Annotated in this window: 17 protein-coding genes and 1 pseudogene; 14 read left to right on the top strand and 4 right to left on the bottom strand. The window is 72.1% G+C overall.

Annotation, left to right across the window (positions count from 1 at the left end; translation table 11 throughout):
• Nucleotides 1-164 precede the first annotated feature (164 nt).
• From wrbA to ACZ4V6_RS30775, 3 genes and pseudogenes are all read left to right on the top strand, one after another.
• Complete coding sequence (wrbA, locus tag ACZ4V6_RS30765) at nt 165-767, top strand: NAD(P)H:quinone oxidoreductase (protein ID WP_467833763.1); 603 nt, start codon at nt 165-167, stop codon at nt 765-767.
• A 60-nt stretch (nt 768-827) separates the two neighbouring features.
• The gene (locus ACZ4V6_RS30770; RefSeq protein WP_467833765.1) at nt 828-1775 is read left to right on the top strand and encodes a DUF5996 family protein; all 948 of its coding nucleotides are present in this window, start codon (nt 828-830) and stop codon (nt 1773-1775) included.
• An 80-nt stretch (nt 1776-1855) separates the two neighbouring features.
• Nucleotides 1856-2143, top strand: a pseudogene (locus tag ACZ4V6_RS30775) (helix-turn-helix domain-containing protein); the annotation flags it as partial.
• A 380-nt stretch (nt 2144-2523) separates the two neighbouring features.
• On the opposite strand, the gene ACZ4V6_RS30780 reads toward ACZ4V6_RS30775, so the two are convergent.
• Nucleotides 2524-2766 (bottom strand): metal-sensitive transcriptional regulator, encoded by a 243-nt coding sequence (locus tag ACZ4V6_RS30780; RefSeq protein WP_467833834.1) that lies wholly within the window; start codon nt 2764-2766, stop codon nt 2524-2526.
• A 536-nt stretch (nt 2767-3302) separates the two neighbouring features.
• On the opposite strand from ACZ4V6_RS30780, the gene ACZ4V6_RS30785 reads away from it, so the two are divergent.
• The 6 genes from ACZ4V6_RS30785 to ACZ4V6_RS30810 all read left to right on the top strand — a co-directional run bounded on the left by ACZ4V6_RS30785 (nt 3303) and on the right by ACZ4V6_RS30810 (nt 9642).
• Entirely contained in the window at nt 3303-4691 is a 1389-nt protein-coding gene (locus ACZ4V6_RS30785) for an MBL fold metallo-hydrolase (protein ID WP_467833767.1), read from the top strand.
• 134 nt (nt 4692-4825) lie between these two features.
• Nucleotides 4826-5410 (top strand): rhodanese-like domain-containing protein, encoded by a 585-nt coding sequence (locus ACZ4V6_RS30790; protein WP_467833769.1) that lies wholly within the window; start codon nt 4826-4828, stop codon nt 5408-5410.
• 286 nt (nt 5411-5696) lie between these two features.
• On the top strand, nt 5697-7055 hold the full coding sequence (locus tag ACZ4V6_RS30795) for a rhodanese-like domain-containing protein (protein ID WP_467833770.1): 1359 nt from the start codon (nt 5697-5699) through the stop codon (nt 7053-7055).
• A 99-nt stretch (nt 7056-7154) separates the two neighbouring features.
• Nucleotides 7155-7520, top strand: a complete 366-nt coding sequence (locus ACZ4V6_RS30800; protein ID WP_467833772.1) for a rhodanese-like domain-containing protein — start codon at nt 7155-7157, stop codon at nt 7518-7520.
• The gene (locus ACZ4V6_RS30805; protein ID WP_467833774.1) at nt 7517-8260 is read left to right on the top strand and encodes a sulfite exporter TauE/SafE family protein; all 744 of its coding nucleotides are present in this window, start codon (nt 7517-7519) and stop codon (nt 8258-8260) included. The genes ACZ4V6_RS30800 and ACZ4V6_RS30805 overlap by 4 nt, the downstream gene beginning before the upstream one ends.
• A gap of 80 nt (nt 8261-8340) precedes the next feature.
• On the top strand, nt 8341-9642 hold the full coding sequence (locus ACZ4V6_RS30810) for an MFS transporter (protein WP_467833775.1): 1302 nt from the start codon (nt 8341-8343) through the stop codon (nt 9640-9642).
• A 344-nt stretch (nt 9643-9986) separates the two neighbouring features.
• On the opposite strand, the gene ACZ4V6_RS30815 is transcribed toward ACZ4V6_RS30810, so the two are convergent.
• The gene (locus ACZ4V6_RS30815; RefSeq protein WP_467833777.1) at nt 9987-10166 is read right to left on the bottom strand and encodes a hypothetical protein; all 180 of its coding nucleotides are present in this window, start codon (nt 10164-10166) and stop codon (nt 9987-9989) included.
• 106 nt (nt 10167-10272) lie between these two features.
• The gene (locus tag ACZ4V6_RS30820) at nt 10273-12033 is read right to left on the bottom strand and encodes a SpoIIE family protein phosphatase (RefSeq protein ID WP_467833779.1); all 1761 of its coding nucleotides are present in this window, start codon (nt 12031-12033) and stop codon (nt 10273-10275) included.
• A 1138-nt stretch (nt 12034-13171) separates the two neighbouring features.
• Here ACZ4V6_RS30820 and ACZ4V6_RS30825 point away from each other — a divergent pair.
• The 5 genes from ACZ4V6_RS30825 to ACZ4V6_RS30845 all read left to right on the top strand — a co-directional run bounded on the left by ACZ4V6_RS30825 (nt 13172) and on the right by ACZ4V6_RS30845 (nt 17432).
• Entirely contained in the window at nt 13172-13735 is a 564-nt protein-coding gene (locus tag ACZ4V6_RS30825) for a hypothetical protein (RefSeq protein WP_467833780.1), read from the top strand.
• The gene (locus tag ACZ4V6_RS30830) at nt 13735-14874 is read left to right on the top strand and encodes a hypothetical protein (protein ID WP_467833781.1); all 1140 of its coding nucleotides are present in this window, start codon (nt 13735-13737) and stop codon (nt 14872-14874) included. The genes ACZ4V6_RS30825 and ACZ4V6_RS30830 overlap by 1 nt, the downstream gene beginning before the upstream one ends.
• Nucleotides 14875-14878: 4 nt before the next feature.
• Nucleotides 14879-15370, top strand: coding sequence for a hypothetical protein (locus ACZ4V6_RS30835; RefSeq protein WP_467833783.1), 492 nt, complete (start codon nt 14879-14881; stop codon nt 15368-15370).
• Nucleotides 15371-15493: 123 nt separating this feature from the next.
• A complete protein-coding gene (locus tag ACZ4V6_RS30840) occupies nt 15494-15658 on the top strand; it encodes a hypothetical protein (protein WP_467833785.1) in 165 nt (54 codons plus the stop codon).
• A 784-nt stretch (nt 15659-16442) separates the two neighbouring features.
• Nucleotides 16443-17432: an aldo/keto reductase gene (locus tag ACZ4V6_RS30845; RefSeq protein ID WP_467833787.1), complete on the top strand. Its 990-nt coding sequence runs from the start codon at nt 16443-16445 to the stop codon at nt 17430-17432.
• 249 nt (nt 17433-17681) lie between these two features.
• Here the strand turns inward: ACZ4V6_RS30845 and ACZ4V6_RS30850 are convergent, their stop codons facing one another.
• Complete coding sequence (locus ACZ4V6_RS30850; protein ID WP_467833788.1) at nt 17682-18056, bottom strand: DUF6223 family protein; 375 nt, start codon at nt 18054-18056, stop codon at nt 17682-17684.
• Between the last annotated feature and the right edge of the window lie 32 nt (nt 18057-18088).

An 18088-nucleotide genomic window follows, 5' to 3' on the forward strand; every position in this document is an offset into this window, starting at 1 on the left:
CCTGCCGGTGGCCGCCGCCGGACGCCCGCCGGGGAGGCGTCCGCCGGCCCGGGGAGGACCGGCGGGGCGGGTGCGCGGGAAGGGGGGCGGGGCGTACGAGACGCGGGACCGGCCGGCCGGGCGTAGCGTACCCATAGCCTGTGATGGAGAAGAGGAGCTGGCTCATGGCTGTACGCCTCGCCGTCGTCTACTACAGTGCCACCGGCAACGTCCATCAGCTCGCCGAAGCCCTTGCCAAGGGCGCGGAGGGCCGGGGCGCCGAAGTCCGGCTGCGCCGTGCCCCGGAGCTCGCGCCGGACACGGCCATCGACGCCAACCCGGCCTGGCGCGCGCACGTCGACGCCACGAAGAACACGGTCCCCGAGGCGACCCTGGAGGACCTGGAGTGGGCCTCGGCCTACGCGTTCGGGACCCCGACCCGGTTCGGCAACGTCTCGTCCCAGCTCAAGCAGTTCATCGACTCCACCGGCGGCCTGTGGCAGGCGGGCGTGTTCCACAACAAGCCCGTCACCAGCTTCACCTCGGCGATGAACCGGCACGGCGGCCAGGAGTCGACGCTGCTCTCCCTGAACAACGTCTTCTACCACTGGGGCTGCATCATCGTGCCGCCCGGCTACACCGACCCCCTCCTGTACGCGGCCGGCGGCAACCCGTACGGCACGAGCTGGCCGAGCGGCGGCGGTGAGGGGCCCGACCAGGCGACCCTGGACGCGGCCGACTACCAGGGACGGCACCTGGTGGAGATCGCGGAACGGCTGCGCGGCTGACGCCCGCCCGGGCGAGTGCCGCGGTACCCGCACGTCCGAACACAGGAAGGTCGGTCGATCGTGGAACTCTTTCCGGCCCTGCCCTACGCGTCGTGGACCCCGACCAGGGAGACGATCCACCGGTTCGCCCAGATCGTGGGGAAGGTGCGGCTCGCCTTCTCGCAGCGCCGCAACCACTGGTGGAACGTGCCCTTTCACCTCACCGGCCGCGGGATCACGACGCGCCCCATGGGGCTCACCGACGAAGGGGAGTTCTTCTGCGTGGACTTCGACTTCGTCGACCACTCGCTGAGGATCGCGCATTCCGGCGGTGAGTGCCTGACCTTCCCGCTCCAGGGGCTGAGCGTCAGTGCGTTCCATCGGCGTCTGGTGGACTCGCTGCGCCGGATGGGAGTGCCGTGCGAGATCGCGCACCCGTATCCGTACGATCTCCCGGACGCGGACCGGCCGTTCGAGCAGGACACCGAGCACGCCACGTACGACACCGAGCAGGCGCACACCTACTGGGTGGTCCTGTCCCAGGTCAATCTGGTCCTGGAGCAGTACGCGGCGCAGTGGTCGGGCAAGACCAGCCCGGTGCACCACTTCTGGCACACCTTCGACATCGCCGTGACCCGTTTCTCGGACAAGAGGACGGCGCTGCCCCCGTCGGCCGACGAGGTCACCCGCGAGGCGTACTCGCGGGAGGTCATCAGCTCCGGATTCTGGTTCGGCGATCCGGCTTTTCCCGAGCCCGCCTTCTACTCCTACACCGCGCCGGAGCCGGAGGGCCTGACGGAGGAGGGACTCAGTCCGCCCCGAGCGTCCTGGGTCCCCCTACGGGGCGGCCACCTGGCCGTGCTGCGCTACGACGACGTCCGCGGCGCCCCCGCGCCGCGGGAGACCGTCCTGGAGTTCTTCGAGAGCGCCTTCCGTGCGGGAGGCCGGCGCGCGGGCTGGGACCTCGACGCGGCGGCGTGCCCGGGCGGGGTCACGTGCGACTCCGAGCGCCCGACGCCCTCCGAGTGAACCTCTTTCCTCCTGTGCTGGAGGGGGGGAACGGGCTGGTCGGCGGGGGTGGTGACGAGGCAGGGACCCCCGTCGTCGGCGTGGTGGTCCCACTCGACGCACCGGCGACCGGAGGGGCCCCTTCGGTTCCGTGTCCTGCCACGCTCGACGTCCCGCACGAACTCGTCGAGCACGGTGCCCGGCCACTGCACGAACACCGTCGGGCCCGCAGCGCACGCCGGCGCCAGCCCGGTTGCTTCGGTCAGGAGTCGTTCACGCTGGTCCAGCTACGCGGGAACGAGACGTTCTCGCGGTTCGGAGCGGGTTCCGGGATGTCCCGGGCCACCGTCTGGCGACACGTGGACGAGGCCCTGGACGTTCGGTTCGGATCTACTCTCGCGGCCGTCCGGCCTTTCCCTCCAGGGTCAGGCATCCGTTTCCCCTCCGTGACGACACGGGAGCCCGTCCTGGGGCACTCCGCAGCGGGCGTGCCGCGCGGACGTCGAAACAGGAGCCTGGTGAGGGGCACCGCGCAGGGCACGCCTGCCGTGTCAGCCCCGTGCGGAGACTCCACCGGTGCGGGACGTCGATGGCAAGGAGCGGTGAATGTGACGGACCCGGCGGCACCGGGTCCACCCGCTTCCGTCCCAGCCGGCCGGTACCTTGCCGTGTCCGTTCCTGGTCTTGTCGGCGCAACGACGGTCATGGGAGCAGTCGTGCGCGGCAGGGTGCTGAGAGCTGACGGCCGCGTCGCGTGGTCCGCTGACGGTCACGCCAGGGCGAGGAAGAGTTTCTCCAGCTCCTCCTGTGACATGGGCGGGGAGTCGGAGTCTCCCGCGAGGCACTGCCGCATTCCACTGGCGACGATCTTGAATCCGGCCCGGTCCAGGGCGCGGGAGACGGCGGCCAGCTGTGTCACGACGTCCTTGCAGTCGCGGCCCGCCTCGATCATCGTGATCACGGCGGCCAGCTGCCCCTGAGCCCGCCGCAGACGGTTCAGGACGGGTTGCATCGATTCTTCGTCTACTTGCACGTAACCCTCCTTCCCCCCCGACAACAATACCCGTAGGGGTATTAATCCCGGCTCCGGTCGGCCCGGCCGGCGGCTTGCGCCGCACGAGGTCTGCGGCGCGGCACCGAGGAGGGATCCTCCCCTCGGAGGGTCCGGGGGCCCGCCGGTGCGAGCCGCGCGAGGCCCATCCCGCAGGGCACGCTTCGGCGGCCCTGTCGCCGCGTGTCACGCCGCCGGACTCCAACGCGTCCGTCGGCGGTCGCCCCCGGCGTGCGCTTGCCGGACGGCGTCCCCTCGATCTCGCAGATACCCCCAGGGGTATTTGACAATGCGGGCGGAGCTTCGTACGGTCGAACGCAGGTACCCCGGGGGGTATTCATTGCGGTCCGGGGTTCGCGGTCGTCGCCGAGTCGTGATCCGGCGGGGTGAGAGCCGCATCCCGGCCCCGTCCCGTGCGTCCGTCCTCGTGCAGGGCCACCTCTTGGCCCGATCAATACCCCCCGGGGTATAGACTCTGTCCTGTTCTGGAGGTTTCCGTGTTCTTCTCGCAGTACTACCTCGAGTGCCTGTCCCAGGCGTCGTACATGATCGCCGACGAGACCACCGGCCGGGCCGTGGTCGTGGACCCGCGCCGGGACGTTTCGGAGTACCTGGACGACGCCGAGGCCCGCGGCTTCACCGTGGTGGGTGTCATCAACACGCACTTCCACGCGGACTTCGTGGCCGGTCACCTGGAGATGGCCGCCCGCACCGGCGCGTGGATCGGCTACGGGCTCCGGGCCGAGACCGAGTACGCGATCCGCGAGCTGGCCGAGGGCGACACCATCAGCCTCGGCGACGTGACGCTGAAGATCATGGAGACCCCGGGCCACACGCCGGAGTCGATCAGCGTGCTGGTGTACGAACGCGCCGAGGACGCCGTCCCGTACGGCGTGCTGACCGGTGACGCGCTGTTCATCGGAGATGTCGGCCGTCCGGACCTGCTGGCCTCGGTCGGGGCGAGCGCCGATGAGCTGGGCGCGATGCTGTACGACAGCGTGCAGAACAAGTTGATGGGTCTGCCCGACGAGGTGCGTGTCTTCCCCGCCCACGGTGCCGGGTCCTCCTGTGGCAAGAACCTGTCCACCGAGCGGCAGTCGACGATCGGCGAGCAGCGCGCGACGAACTACGCGTGTGCGCCGATGAGCGAGCGGGACTTCGTCGCGATCGTGACCGCCGGGCAGTCGGCGGCTCCGGGGTACTTCGCCTACGACGCGGACCTCAACCGCCGGGAGCGGGAGCTGTTCGACCCGGCGAGCGCGCCGCGGGCGCTGGGCGTGGAGGACTTCCTGGCCCGGCGTGCGGGGGGTGCGGTGGTGGTCGACGCGCGTGACCCGCAGGAGTTCGCCGCCGGTCACCCGCGCGGTGCGGTCAACGTGCCGGCGGACGGCCGGTTCGCGGAGCAGGCCGGCACCGTGCTGCCGCCCGGCGCGGAGCTGCTGGTCGTGGCGCCGGAGGGGCGTGAGGAGGAGATCGTCACCCGTCTCGCCCGGATCGGCTTCGACCGGGTCGCCGGGTACCTGACGGCGCCCGACGAGGCGCTGGAGGCGATGGCCCGCGAGGTCGCCCCGGCCGGCCGCCTGACCGCCGCTCAGCTGCGCGCCCGACTGGACGGTGAGAACCCGCCGGTCGTCCTTGACGTCCGCAACTGCGGCGAGCGTGGCGAGAACGGGTTCATCGAGGGCGCCCTGCACATCGCCCTGGGTGAACTGCCGCGCCGTCTCGACGAGATCCCGCGCGACAAGCCGCTGGTCCTGCACTGCGCGGGAGGACACCGCTCTTCGATCGCCGCCAGCCTGCTGCGCCACCAGGGCTTCGAGGACGTCTCCGACGTACTCGGCGGCTGGGCCGCCTGGGCCCTGCTGAACGCGCCCGCCGCTGCCTGACCCGGCACCTTCCCCTCCTCTCGGCTGTCGGCGTCCCGCACGCGACCTCCACGTGTCCTGGCGGTCTTCGTGCGGGCGTGCCGGCTCTCCGCTTCCCGTCCCTGTTTTCGTTCCCTCTCCATGGAGTAGTTCTCATGACCACCGATGCTTCCCGTGCGTCCGCCTTCACGCCCGCCGCCCTTCAGCACCTGATCAAGACCGGCGATGGTCCCCGTCTGCTCGACGTGCGTACGCCCGGCGAGTTCCGGACCGGCCACATCCCCGGCGCCTGCAACGTGCCCCTGGACGTCTTGCGCGAGCACCGCACGGAGCTGCGCCGGCACCTCGACGAGGACGTGGTGCTCGTCTGTCGCTCCGGTGCCCGCGCGACGCAGGCCGAGGAGGCGCTCGCCGGGGCGGGGCTGCCCGGCCTGCGGGTCCTGGACGGCGGCATGATGGCCTGGGAGGCTTCCGGCGCCCCGGTCGACCGCGGCCCGCAGCGCTGGGAACTGGAGCGTCAGGTCCGTCTCGTCGCCGGTTCGATCGTGCTGGTCACCGGTGTCGTGGGGTTCTTCGTCCCCGGCGTGCACCTGATCGGCACCGCGATCGGCGCAGGACTGACCTTCGCCGCGCTCAGCAACACCTGCGCGATGGGCATGATGCTTTCCAGGCTGCCCTACAACCGCGGGCCGCGCACCGATGTCCGCACCGTCGTCGCCTCTCTCCGGAACCGGTCGTGAGCACCCCGCACTCGCCCTGGCCGACGGTCCTCCGATGAGGATCGCCGCAGAAACCCCGCTACCGGCGATCGCCGTGAGGTCCTCCTCCAGTCCCGTCGGCGCCCCGTTCGGCCGAAGTGCGGACCCGGCGAGGCGGCGCCGGACAACGCCCGAGAACTGAGCGGAACCCCTGGCCCCGTGCCCGGGGAGAGTCGCCTCACCCACCAGCACGCCCGGAAATACCCCCCGGGGTATACTTGGTTCAAGTGGATACCCGGGGGGGTATTTTGAGGAAAGGAGCAGCTTCGTGTTCTTCATCGACACCATCGAACTCGAGGGCCTCGGCAACCGTCACTACCTGGCCGGCGGCGCGAAGACGGCCGTGGCCGTGGACCCGCCGCGGGACTTCGACCAGGTCCTGGCGGCGGCGGTCCGGCGTGGGGTGCGCATCACCCATGTCGTGGAGACGCACATCCACAACGACTACGTGACCGGCGGCCTGGAGCTGGCCCGGATCACGGGAGCCGCCTACCTCGTGCCGGCCGGGGCGCACGTGTCCTTCGCCCGGGTGCCGGTGTCCGACGGCGACACCGTGACGGTCGACGCCGGTCTCGTGCTGCGGGCCGTCGCCACCCCGGGGCACACTCCGCACCACACCGCGTACGTTCTGGAAGAACAGGGCACCACCGTCGCCGCGTTCACCGGCGGTTCGCTGTTGATCGGCACGGTGGGCCGCCCGGACCTGGTGGAGCCCCGGCTGACCGAGGAGCTGGCCCGCGCCCAGCACGCTTCCGCGCACCGGCTGGCGGCCGAGCTGCCGGACACGACGGCCGTCCTGCCGACCCACGGCTTCGGAAGCTTCTGCTCCTCCGCGCAGGCCGAGGGCGACCACACCACCATCGGCCGGGAGAAGTCCGCGAACACGGCACTCACCACCGACGTCGATTCCTTCGTCGCCGGGATCCTGGCCGGGCTGGATGACGCTCCCGCCTACTACGCGCACATGGGCCCGACCAACGCCACGGGCCCCGCCCCGGTGGACCTGACGCCCCCGGCCGTCGCGGACGCCGGTGAGATCGCCGCCCGGCTGGCTGCCGGTGAATGGGTCGTGGACCTGCGCAACCGGGTCGCGTTCGCCGAGGGCCACGTCGCCGGGAGCTTCAACTTCGAGGCGGACGGCAAGATCGCCACCTACCTGGCCTGGATGATCCCGTGGGGCAAGCCGGTGACCCTGCTCGCCGAATCCCCCGAACAGCTGGCCGCCGCCCAGCGCGAGCTGGTCCGTGTCGGCATCGACCGGCCCGCGGCCGCGGCCGTCGGCACCGCGCGGGAGTGGGCCGGCGAGGGCGCCCCCTTGGCGTCCTTCCCCCGCTCCACCTTCGCCGGCCTGGCCGAGCGGGGAACGGGCGACGTCGTCGTGCTGGACGTGCGCCGCGACTCCGAACGAGCCGCCGGACACATCGAGGGGTCTGTGCACATCCCGGTCCACCAGCTGCACCAGCGGCTCGGCGAGGTCCCGGCAGGCACCGTGTGGGTGCACTGCGCGGGCGGCATGCGCGCCGCGATCGCCGCCTCCCTCCTCGACGCCGCCGGCCGCGACGTGGTCGCCGTCGACGACGGCTTCGACTCCGCCACCGCTGCCGGCCTGCCCGTCGTCACCGGCTGAGCAGGCGGCCGGCCGATGCCGCACGCGGTCCCGAACAACCGGTGACCGCCCCGGTTCCTGCACGAACTTCCTGTACGACTGCATGCGAGAGGTCCTGTGATGTCCCTGTTCTCCCGAGACAAGAAACGCGTCACCGTCGAGGAGGCCCGTCGGCGCACCCAGGGCGCCCACGCCCCGGCCGTCCTGCTGGACGTGCGCGAGCGGGACGAGTGGGACGCCGGGCGGGCGCCCGGCGCGGTGCACGCACCGCTGTCCGGCCTGGTCATGGGGGCTGCACTGCCGCGGGCCGCCCAGGGGCGGCCGTCGGTGGTGATATGCCGCAGCGGGAACCGCTCGCAGAAGGCCGTCGAGTTGCTCGGTGCGCGCGGCGTGGACGCCGTGGACGTCAAGGGCGGTATGCGGCAGTGGGCCGCCGCCGGGTGCCCGGTCGTCGACGGAAGCGGCAACGAGGGCTCGGTGGCATGACCGCCCTGATCCTCGCGCTCGTGGCCGGAGCCGCCGTCGGCCTGGCGCTCGGCGGCCTCGGCGGTGGCGGCAGCGTCCTGGCGGTCCCCGCCCTGACCTATCTGATCGGCATGCCACCGACGGATGCGATCACCGCCAGTCTGATCATCGTCACCCTGACGTCCCTCACCGCACTCACCGGGCACGCCCGGGACGGCAACGTGAACTGGCGGACCGGGCTGCTGTTCGCGGCGGCGGGCATCGTCCCCGCCATGCTCGCCGGAGCGGCCGCCGGCCACCTGCCCCAGGCAGGACTGACCGTCGCCTTCGCCGGCGTCGCGGGATTCGCCGCGCTGCGCATGCTGCGTCCCCCGCCCGCCCCGGCCGCGGGCGAGGTGCGCCCCGTCGAGGCCGGCGCCGCCGGCGCCGGCCTCGGCGCCGTGACCGGACTGCTGGGCGTGGGCGGCGGTTTCCTCGCCGTGCCGGCCCTGGCACGCGTGCTCAACCTCCCCATGCGCCGGGCCATCGGCACCAGCCTGCTGGTCATCACCGTCAACTCGATCGCCGCGCTCGGCGCCCGGGCCGGCACCGGAGTACATCTGGACTGGGCCGTCATCGCACCCTTCACCGCCGCCGCGATCCTCGGCGCCTGGGACGGCAAACGCTACGCACAACGGCTCAGCGGCAACACGTTGCAGCGCGTCTTCGCCTACGCACTGCTCGCGGTCGCGGCCTTCATGCTCGCTGACGCGTTCGTCTGACCCCTCCGCCGTTTCCTTCCCGCCCGCCGCCCCTGTTCCCGGCCAGGCCCGCCGCCCGCATACCGCAAGGACGCCCACGTATGACGACGACCTCCACGACGCAACGGCCCGACAGACCCGACGTGCGCCTCGGACTGCGGGAGAACCGGCTCCAGTTCACCCTCCTCGTCGTCGTCACCGTCGCCGTCGGCGGCCTCGTGGGCCTGGAACGCACCACCGTGCCGCTCATCGGCGCCGACGTCTTCGGCCTGACCAGCGACCTGGCGGTCTTCTCGTTCATCGCCGCCTTCGGTCTCACCAAGGCCCTGACCAACCTCGCCGCCGGAGCACTGACCGCGTGCTTTCGCCGCAGGCAGCTCCTGCTCGCCGGCTGGCTGCTCGGGGTCCCCGTCCCCTTCCTGCTCGCCTGGGCACCGTCCTGGAGCTGGATCATCGCCGCGAACGTCCTGCTCGGCCTCAACCAGGGACTGGCCTGGTCGATGACCGTCAACATGAAGATCGACCTCGTCGGCCCGGCCCGCCGCGGACTGGCAACCGGCCTCAACGAGGCCGCCGGCTACACCGCCGTCGGCGCCACCGCACTGCTCACCGGCCACCTCGCCACCGGCTACGGCCTGCGCCCCGTCCCCGAGCTCCTGGGCGTCGTCTTCGTCGCCGCCGGCCTGGCCCTGTCCCTCACCGTCCGGGACACCGCCGCCCACGCAGCCCTCGAACTGGCCCAGCACCCGAAGCCCCCGCCCAGCGGAGAGAAGGCCACTCCGGCCGCCACCTTCGTCCGGACCTCCTGGCGCAACCGCTCACTGCGCGGCGCCAGCCAGGCCGGACTCGTCAACAACCTCAACGACGGTCTCACCTGGGGCGTCTTCCCCCTGCTGTTCACCGACCACGGCCTCGGCCTCGCCGCGGTCGGCCTCGTCAAAGGCGTCTACCCCATCCTGTGGGGCATCGGACAGGTCCCCGCCGGCCACCTCGCCGACCGCATCGGCCGCAAACCCCTCATCGTCACCGGCATGCTCGTCCAGGCGGCAGGCCTCGCCCTCGCCCTCGTTCTGCTGGACCGTCCCCTGCTCGCCGGCCTCCTCTCCGCCCTGGCCCTCGGTCTGGGCACCGCCATGGTCTACCCCGCCCTCATCGCCTCCGTCTCCGACCACGCACACCCCGCCTGGCGCGCCAACGCCCTGGGCACCTACCGGTTCTGGCGCGACATCGGCTACGCCGCCGGAGCGCTCCTCGCGGGCATCCTCGCCGACACCCTCGGCCTGAACGCCACCGTCATCACCGCCGCCGCCCTCACTGCCGCCTCCGGCCTCCTCGCCGCCCGCTGGATCACCGACCCCACCAAGCACCGAACCCCGCTCCACGCCGCACTCCACAACACCTGAGGGCTCTCGCCGAACCGGGTGACGTGCGTCTGGCCACGGACGACGGGAACCTCGTCGTCACAGCGACGGCCGGGGCGCGGTCTCTGACGGCCGGACCCTCACCCGTCGTGACCGCGCGAGGGCCGGGCAGCCGTCCCCGCCGCTTCGCTGCGCTGTGAGCGGACCGGGATCGCCGAAGCACCAGGTGACGTCCGAGGCCGGCGGCCGGTCACACGCCGGCGGCTGCGGCGCTGCGGAGGCCGGGCCCGGGCGTCCGCCGCGCGGAACGGTCACGGGCGAAAGCCTTCTTCAACGTGTACGGAACGGCTCGTGGCGGGGCTCCGGACCCCGCCACGAGCCGTCCGCTACGCGTCGCGGTCTTCGAAGTCCCGGCGGACCGCCGCGCCCTGGTCCTCCGTCAGTCCGGCGTCGTCCGGGAGCTCCAGCACGGCGCCGCAGTGCTCGCACAGGTTCCCGTCTGCAGCGGGGGTGCCGCAGGCCTTGCAGAAGCCGGTGTGGTTTCGGTCCTCTGGTGTGTTCGTCATGGTCTCTTCCGCTCGTCGGGACAGGACGGACGGCGGGTTCCCGGAACGGCGGCGCGGATGCCGAGGCGGGACGGTGTGTGGGCGACGCATCAGCGCCGCGCTCGTCTCACGGGATTCTCCCGGCGACGTCGGAGGACTCCGCGGTGCGGGCGTCCGCCGGGGTCGGTGTGCGCAGCGTCAGGAGGGCCACGTCGTCCAGCCCGGGCGGTTGGACTCGGCGCAGCAGTTGGTCGGCGAAGGACGGCAGGGGCCGGTGGGCGAGGGCCGCGGCGTGCTGGCGCAGCCGGTCCATACCCTCGTCGAGGGTGCGGCCGGGCGCTTCGATGAGCCCGTCCGTGTAGAGGAGAAGGGTGCACCCCGGAGGCAGCAGGATCCTCGCATCGGGACGGGACCGGCTCAGGCCCGTGCCGAGCAGGAGACTGTGCCCGTCGGTGAGGTACTCGGTGAGGCCGGTGCGGGTGACGAGCAGGGGCGGGGGGTGACCCGCGTTGGTCCAGGAGAGCTGCCAGGCCCCGTCGTCCGTCCTGGTGACGCGGGCGAAGACGAGTGTCGCCATGGAGACGTCGGTGATGGGCATGATCGCCTCGTCGAGGCGCTCCACGACGCGGCTGGGGGGCTCCTGCTGCGACCAGGCGTAGGCGCGGAGCATGTTGCGCAGCTGGGCCATTCCGGCCGCGGCCTCCAGATCGTGGCCGACGACGTCGCCGATGGCCAGCGCGGTGGCGCCGTCGGCCAGGGTGAAGGCGTCGTACCAGTCCCCGCCGACCTGGGAGGCGTCGGGGGCGGGCAGATAGCGGACGGCCATCTGCAACCCGGGGACGCGCGGCATCTGGGGCAGCAGGTGTTTCTGCATCGTCTCGGCCACCGCGCGCTGGCGCTGGTACAGGCGCGCGTTGTCGAGGGCCAGGCTCGCCCGGCGCGCGATGTCCTCGATCAGGGGCAGGTCGTGGGTGGAGAACTCCCCCGGCTTGTCGGCCCGGCCCAGGGTGAGGGCTCCCAGGACGTCCCGGGTCCCTCGGAGGGGCACGATGGCGGCGGAGTGGATGCCGGTGGCCTCGAACAGGCGACGCTGCTCGACGGCGATGCCGGAGTCCGGGGCGCGCCGGTACGTCCCGGGTCCGGCAATGGCGGAGGCGACACCCCGCAGGGCGCGGGAGAGGGGCATCGGTGATTCCTCGGGCACGGGGGGCATCGGCCCTTCGAGGTCCTCACGGTGCACGATGCGGTCCCCGTCGACATGCACCACGGAAGTCCGCCACACTTCGTCGTGCTCGGTGATCAGGTCGATGACGGCCCAGTCCGCGAGCCGGGGCAGGACCAGGGACACCAGTCGGCGCAGCGTCTCGTCGACGTTGAGGGTGGAGGTCACCTGGGTGGTGGTCTCGGCCAGCAGGGCCAGGCGCTCGAGTTCGCTCATGGGCTCCGCCTGCTGCGCGTCCGGCCCGGCCGGCTGCACCTGCTCACGCGGATGGAAGATGACGAGCGTGTGGCTGTCGTCCTCGTCCACGGCGTACGGCGTGATGAACCAGGAGACGGCCAGGACGGAGCCGTCCGCGCGGGCGAAGTAGTCGCTCTCTCCCTGTGCCGGATGTCCGGCGTGGAAGGCCAGCCGCATGGCGCAGCGCGTGGCCGGAATCTGCTCGCCGTGAGGTCCTCGGTGCAGCAGGTCGTGGGCGTCCTGGCCGACCATGCTCTCGGCCCGGCGGCCGAGCAGGGTTTCGGCGCGGGTGTTGGCGTCGACGATGCGGCCCTGCTCGTCGACCACGTACGCTCCGGCCCTGATGACTTCGAGGGCCGCGACGACCCGACGGGGAGGCGCTTTCCGGGGCTTTCCGTGGCCGGTACCCGTGTCCTTCGCGCCTGCCATGTCCGGGCCTCCTCGTGGCCGCGCCGCCTCGGTCCCGCCTCCGCCGCGTGGCTGTCCTGTGGTGTTTGCCGATCCGCTCTTCTCTATGCCCTCGTGACGGCGCGGAACTCTCCCCCGTCCGTCGGCCCGGTCCCGTCAGCCGCCCGTACGTCCGGCTCGGGGGCTGCCGGACCACCGGACGAGGCGGCCCGGCCGGGACCCGGGTGTCGCGACGTCATCGACGGTAGCCGAACGAGCGGTCCGGCCGCGTCGCGACGCGTGGCGTCCTGCTCGAAGCGAACACCTCGGACCGGCTGCCGATCGCCGCTTCCGTGGACGGCGGTGGCAGGTCCGGAGACCGCCGGGGCCGGTGAGGGAGGCCCTGCCGGCGCGCGTCCGCCACCCCGTCGTCACGGTGAGCCGTGCGGGCGGGAGCGGCCGCCGCCGTCCGACCCGGTGACGCCACTGCGCGCAAGGGGCGAGGCCCCTGCGGCGTCGGGGCGTGAGGGTCCCGCGGCCGGATCCCCGGCCCCCGGCCGGGACCAGGTCCTGTCGAGCCCTGTTCCGGCCGAGTGGTTCGACGACGCGCGTCGTCGGCCTGTTCCCCTTCTCACCGACACGGCGGCGGGCCTGCCCGCCCACGTCCGAGGGCGCCCCCACGCCGTCTGCCACGCCTTCGGCTCCGGCAGCCGACCGGGCTGCACCCTCGTACCCCCTTTGTGAGGGAACGGCCTTGGGAGAGGAGAGTGACCGCTTCCGCTCCCCTCCGCCATGGATGCGCAAACCGCCGAGCGGGCGGAAGAACGACCCTCACGGCAGCAGGGGCGCCAACGGCGCTCAGCAGCCCACCCGGGTCCGGACCCGTCGCGCCGCGGAAGGACACCCACCGCGAGGACCGCGGTCAGCGCGCCGACGATCAGGGCGGCGGCGGTCGGCGAAGGACTTCGGCACCGGATCCCCTGCTGGCAACGGGCACCACCAGACCGTGGCCGCTGACGTTCGCCTGCGAGCATGGTGAAGGCCGTAGGGCTCCAGCGAACGGCGGTCCTCACGGCGGCGGGTCCTTCGGCCTGTGCGCGACCGCGGAGGGGTGGAGCGGTGCGATCGCCCCTTCATCATCATGATTATCTGAGGGGTGACACCGAACGGGGGATCACACATGAGCGAAGGCAAAGCCGCGGGCAGCGACGGCAAGGCCACAGGGGACGACCGGCTTCCGGAGCCGGACGGGGCGAAGCTTCCGCTGTCTCCGGACGAGATCGAGCGGCACAAGGTCCTTCCCGGCTGGGAGGGCCACTACACCGCGCCGCCCGCGGACAGCACCGCCGACCCGCTGGATCGGCCGCAGCTGCGCCCGGACCCCCCTGGCCTCCTCCGGCCGCCGCCCTCCGGCGGACGGCCGGTCGACCTGAAGATCGCGCCGGGTGTGCTCAAGAAGGCCGCCGGCCAGATCGACGACATCTACGACCACTTCTACAAGCCGGCCGCATCGCTGGAGGAGCCCGCGCTGAGGGCGGTGGGCGCGCTGGAGGGGCTGGAGTCGGCGCGGGCGGTCCGGCTCGCCCACCGGCAGTGGGAGCGGCAGGCCGGCACGGTCACGGCATGGCTCGCGCACATCGCCGAGAGCCTGCGCCTCAGCGACGGCACCTACACCCGGGTGGACATGGCCGTGGAGCAGACCGTCGGCCAGGTGCGGGTCCGCTCGGCGCTGGAGGGCTACTGATGGCGGAGACCTTCTACCTTTCCCTGCTGGCCGTGGACCTGTCGGCGCTGGAGGGCCTGGCGGACCGCTGGGAGAGCATCCACCGGGACATCAAGGGCCTCGGCAAGCGCATGCACGACGAAGCGCTCACGCCGCTGCGCGACAAGGGCTACTGGGAAGGGGCGGCGGCCCCGTACGCCTGGAAGATGATCGACGACATCGAGCGCCAGCTGGAGAGCGCCGCGAAGGTGGCGGACGCGGCCCGACGCGTCGTCGAGGACGGCGTGGGCGATCTGAGGTCCGCCCAGAAGGACCTCAAGGACGCCACCCGGCGGGCCGAGGAGAAGGGCCTGTACATCAACGCGGACGGGACGCTGTCCCCGGACATCATCGGCAACGCCTGCAAGGCCGAGCTGACCGACGAGGAGAAGAAGACCATCGAGGCGGCGGACAGGGAGATCGCGCAGATCCTCAAGCGGGGTGTCACGGCCGACCGCAACCTCGCCTTCAGCCTGATGGCCGACATCGGCCTGGGCCAGTGGTTCAACAAGGAACCGGGGCTCACCGACATCGACTCCACGAAGAAGATCGGCGAGGACGCGTACAACGCGCTGGACCTCGCCCTTCGGGGCAAGGATCCCTACCCGGGGCTCAGCTCGGACGATCCGTACTCGCTGGGCTGGGACTGGGTGACCGGTGACGGTTCCCGGCACCGCGACTACTACTACGGCGACGAGATGACCGAACTGATCAGGTCCAGCGAGAGCATGGAGCAGCTGCGGCTGGACACGCTCGAGCAGTGGCGATCCACCGGTCAGCCGCAGGGCAGCGTGGCGTACTCGATCTCGGAGAGCGGCAAGCTGGGCGCGTTCAAGAAGCTCGTCACCACGGACCTGCCGGCGATCGTCACCGGCGACGAGGATCATCTGGGCGAGGCGTTCACCGGCTCGTACAACCTGAACTACACGGTCAAGGGCCAGGACCCCGACGGTTCCCTGGTGGTCGAGTACACCCTGAGGAACAACACCAGCAACGAGTCGTTCCTGCACTACATCGGCTACTACGACTGGCTGGAGAAGACGAACCGCGAAGAGGGCGTCTTCTCGTCCGTGGACCAGAAGGTCATCTGGACCGAGCGCATTCCGGCGAAGGAGAAGTGAGTCGGTGTCCCGAGTACGACTGCCGGCGGCGACCGCCGTGCTGGCTCTGCTGACCTTCCTGCCGGGCTGTTCGTCGGCGTCCACCGCCGTCGAGGGTTGCATGGGGGAGCAGGCGGTCGGCGCGACCTCCGGGCAGCTCGCCGGCACCTACCGGGGCGAGGGCGACGCGCAGGGCGTGACGCTCACCCTGAAGGCGTCCGAGAACGAGCCGGACAGCGGCACGGTCACCGCGCACGACTGGCCGACCGGTGACTGGTACCGGAGTGAACTCGGCGAGACCTTCGACGGGTCCGGCACCTGGTCCGTGGTGCAGGGCGGCACCTCAGCCACCGAGTTCGCTCACCTGTCCCTCTCCTTCACCACCCCGGAGCGCTTCCTGAACGGGGACACCCTCGACTCCCTGTCGATCGCCCGGGGCGACGGGCACACATCCCTCTACGCGGACGACGACCCGGACGTCTGTCCCGCTTTCCGGCTGCGACTCCAGGACGGCTGAGCCCACCGCGACACAGGGCAGCCGGTGACGGGTCTCCTGCGGGCGCGGCAGAGGCGCCAGGGCCTCGACACGTTCCGTGGCTCGCCCCGTCCGGCCGCCGCACCGCAGGCTCCGGACACTCTCGTGGCAGCCGAGTCCGACGGCAACGCGGCCGCTGTGGCGGTGTACGACGTGAGCGGTGGTCAGGCCGACACCCGGGCGAAGCGCGTCGATCCGGGACCGGACGGCTGCGAGAGCCTGCAGGACGTCGCCCTGGCCCCGGACGGCCGACAGGTCGTCGTCGCCTGAGCCGCGGCCCACTACCACCAGGTGCTGCGCACGGCCGACCTGGCGGACAGCGGTGTCCGCACCACCAGTTGGTCCCCCACCGCGGTGGCCATCGGCCCCGCGGGCACGCCTACGGCTCGGTCACGGTCCACATCGTCTCGGACTGAGTCCCCGCCCCTTCGCGACACGGGCTCGGTCCGGACGCTGCGGGCGGCATCCGGCGCACGGGCCGTACCGGCTGACGTGGCCGGCGTGTTCGAAGGATCGCGTCGCAGTACGTGGTGAGCAGGCCGAGTCGCGAGCAGTTCGAGCAGGCGCTCGGCCGGGGAACCCCGGCCGAGCGTTCGCGCGCGGGCGGCCGGCGCAGGGCGAGTCGTGTTCCGCCGTATCCACGGGATCACCTGCTTCCACGGCTGCTGCTCCGTCGGGGACGACCAGGTGCGGGTGGGTCCGCCGGGCCGGCCGGCCCGGTTCGGAGCCGCCGGGGCTGGGGGAGACGGGTATCGCCCGTCCCGGTTTCGCCCTCGCCCGTATCACGGTGCAGGAGGCCACCTATGGCCGCGAGGAGGCGCCCCTGCCCCGCCTGCCGAGCGCTTGCGCTGGAGCGCGCTCCAGGCCGTAGCGTCATGGCGATGGCGATGGCGATGGCGATGGCGACGGGCACGGGCTGGGCGCCGGTACGGCCGCGGTCGCGCAGCGGCAGCGGCTCGGGATGCCGGTCAGCGCCATCTGTCGCTAGATGGACGAGTGGCTCCCGCGCCGCCGGGACGACGAACGAACACGCAGGGAAGGACTGGGACACGTCATGCAGAAGCGCAGTCTGAGGGACCTGGAGGTGTCGGCCATCGGCCTGGGATGCATGGGCATGTCCGCGTTCTACGGCTCCGCCGACGAGGACGAGGGCATCGCCACCATCCGGCGCGCCCTCGACCTGGGCATCACCTTCCTCGACACGGCCCAGATGTACGGCCCCCTCACCAACGAGTCACTGGTCGGCGAGGCGATCCGGGGCCACCGCGAGGAGTACGTGATCGCGACCAAGTTCAATTACCGGATGGACAACGCCGTGCCCGGCGACACCAGCACCGTCGGCCCGCAGGACGGCTCGGCCGAGCACGTGCGCAGCTCGGTCCACGGCTCCCTGCGGCGCCTGGGCACCGACCACATCGACCTGTACTACCAGCACCGGGTCGACCCGAAGGTGCCGATCGAGGAGACCGTCGGCGCGCTGGGCGAGCTGGTGGCCGAGGGCACGGTGCGGTACATCGGGCTGAGCGAGGCGAGTGCGGAGACCATCCGGCGGGCCCACGCCGTGCACCCGGTCACCGCCGTGCAGAGCGAGTACTCGCTGTGGTCACGGGACGTGGAGGCCGAGGTGCTGCCCGCCTGCCGGGAGCTGGGGATCGGCTTCGTGCCGTACTCGCCGCTCGGGCGAGGCTTCCTCGCCGGGCGGTTCACCACGCCGGACGAGCTGGACGCCGATGACTGGCGCCGTCAGAACCCGCGCTTCCAGGACGCCAATCTGGAGGCGAACCTGCGCCTGGCGGCCAAGGTGAAGGAGATCGCCGCCGAGAAGGAGGTGACCCCCGCCCAGCTGGCCATCGCCTGGGTACTGGCCCAGGGCGAACACCTGGTGCCGATCCCGGGCACCAAGCGCCGCACCTACCTGGAGCAGAACGCCGGAGCGGCCGACGTCGAGCTGACCGAGGACGACCTGGCGCGCATCGCCGCGGAGCTGCCGGAGGCGGCGGGGGAGCGGTACGACGAGGCGGGGATGCGGTCGGTCAACCAGTAGTCACGCGGCCGCGCGTCCGCAGCATCGACCTTCGCCTGTGACGGCCAGTGCCCTGCCATGATCGTCGCCATGGGGATACACATCGCACCGGCCGGTCCGCCGGCGGGCCGGTCACGCACGTCATCGTGGCCGTGGTCCTGACGGTCCTCACCGCCGTGGTGGTCGCCGGGGCTGTGGTGCCGGCCGTCGGTCTCGCCGTCTACGGGGGCCGGTGCGCGGTGGCCGCAAGCACGTCGTGACCGGGGGCGGTCAGGCGGTCATCCGGTCGGTGGGCCGGTCGGCACGGCGGCAGCGGGTCAGCGCCCGGCGGCCGAGGAGTACGGCGCCCAGCCCCAGCGGGACGGCCACGATGGCGCCGACGAGTCCGTTGCCGGTGCCGGGACCGCCGCTGACGGTGGCCAGGTGCAGCACCGCGAGAACCGTGCCGATCGTCCCCGCCGTGATGGCCGCCGTCCCGCCGGTGCGCGCGTTGCCGGTGCTGATCCGGCGGCCGGCACGGGCCAGGGACGACCAGCCGATGGCCAGTCCGAGCGCCCCTGCTCCGAGGGCCAGGTTGGCCCCGGTCCGCCCGTCGCCGATGATCCCGCCCTCGGCGGCCGCCATCAGTGCTGCTGAAGCGCTCATGCCGCTCTGCTCCTTCTCCGTCGCCGTTGCTC

The organism is Streptomyces sp. NPDC029152, from assembly GCF_055564355.1.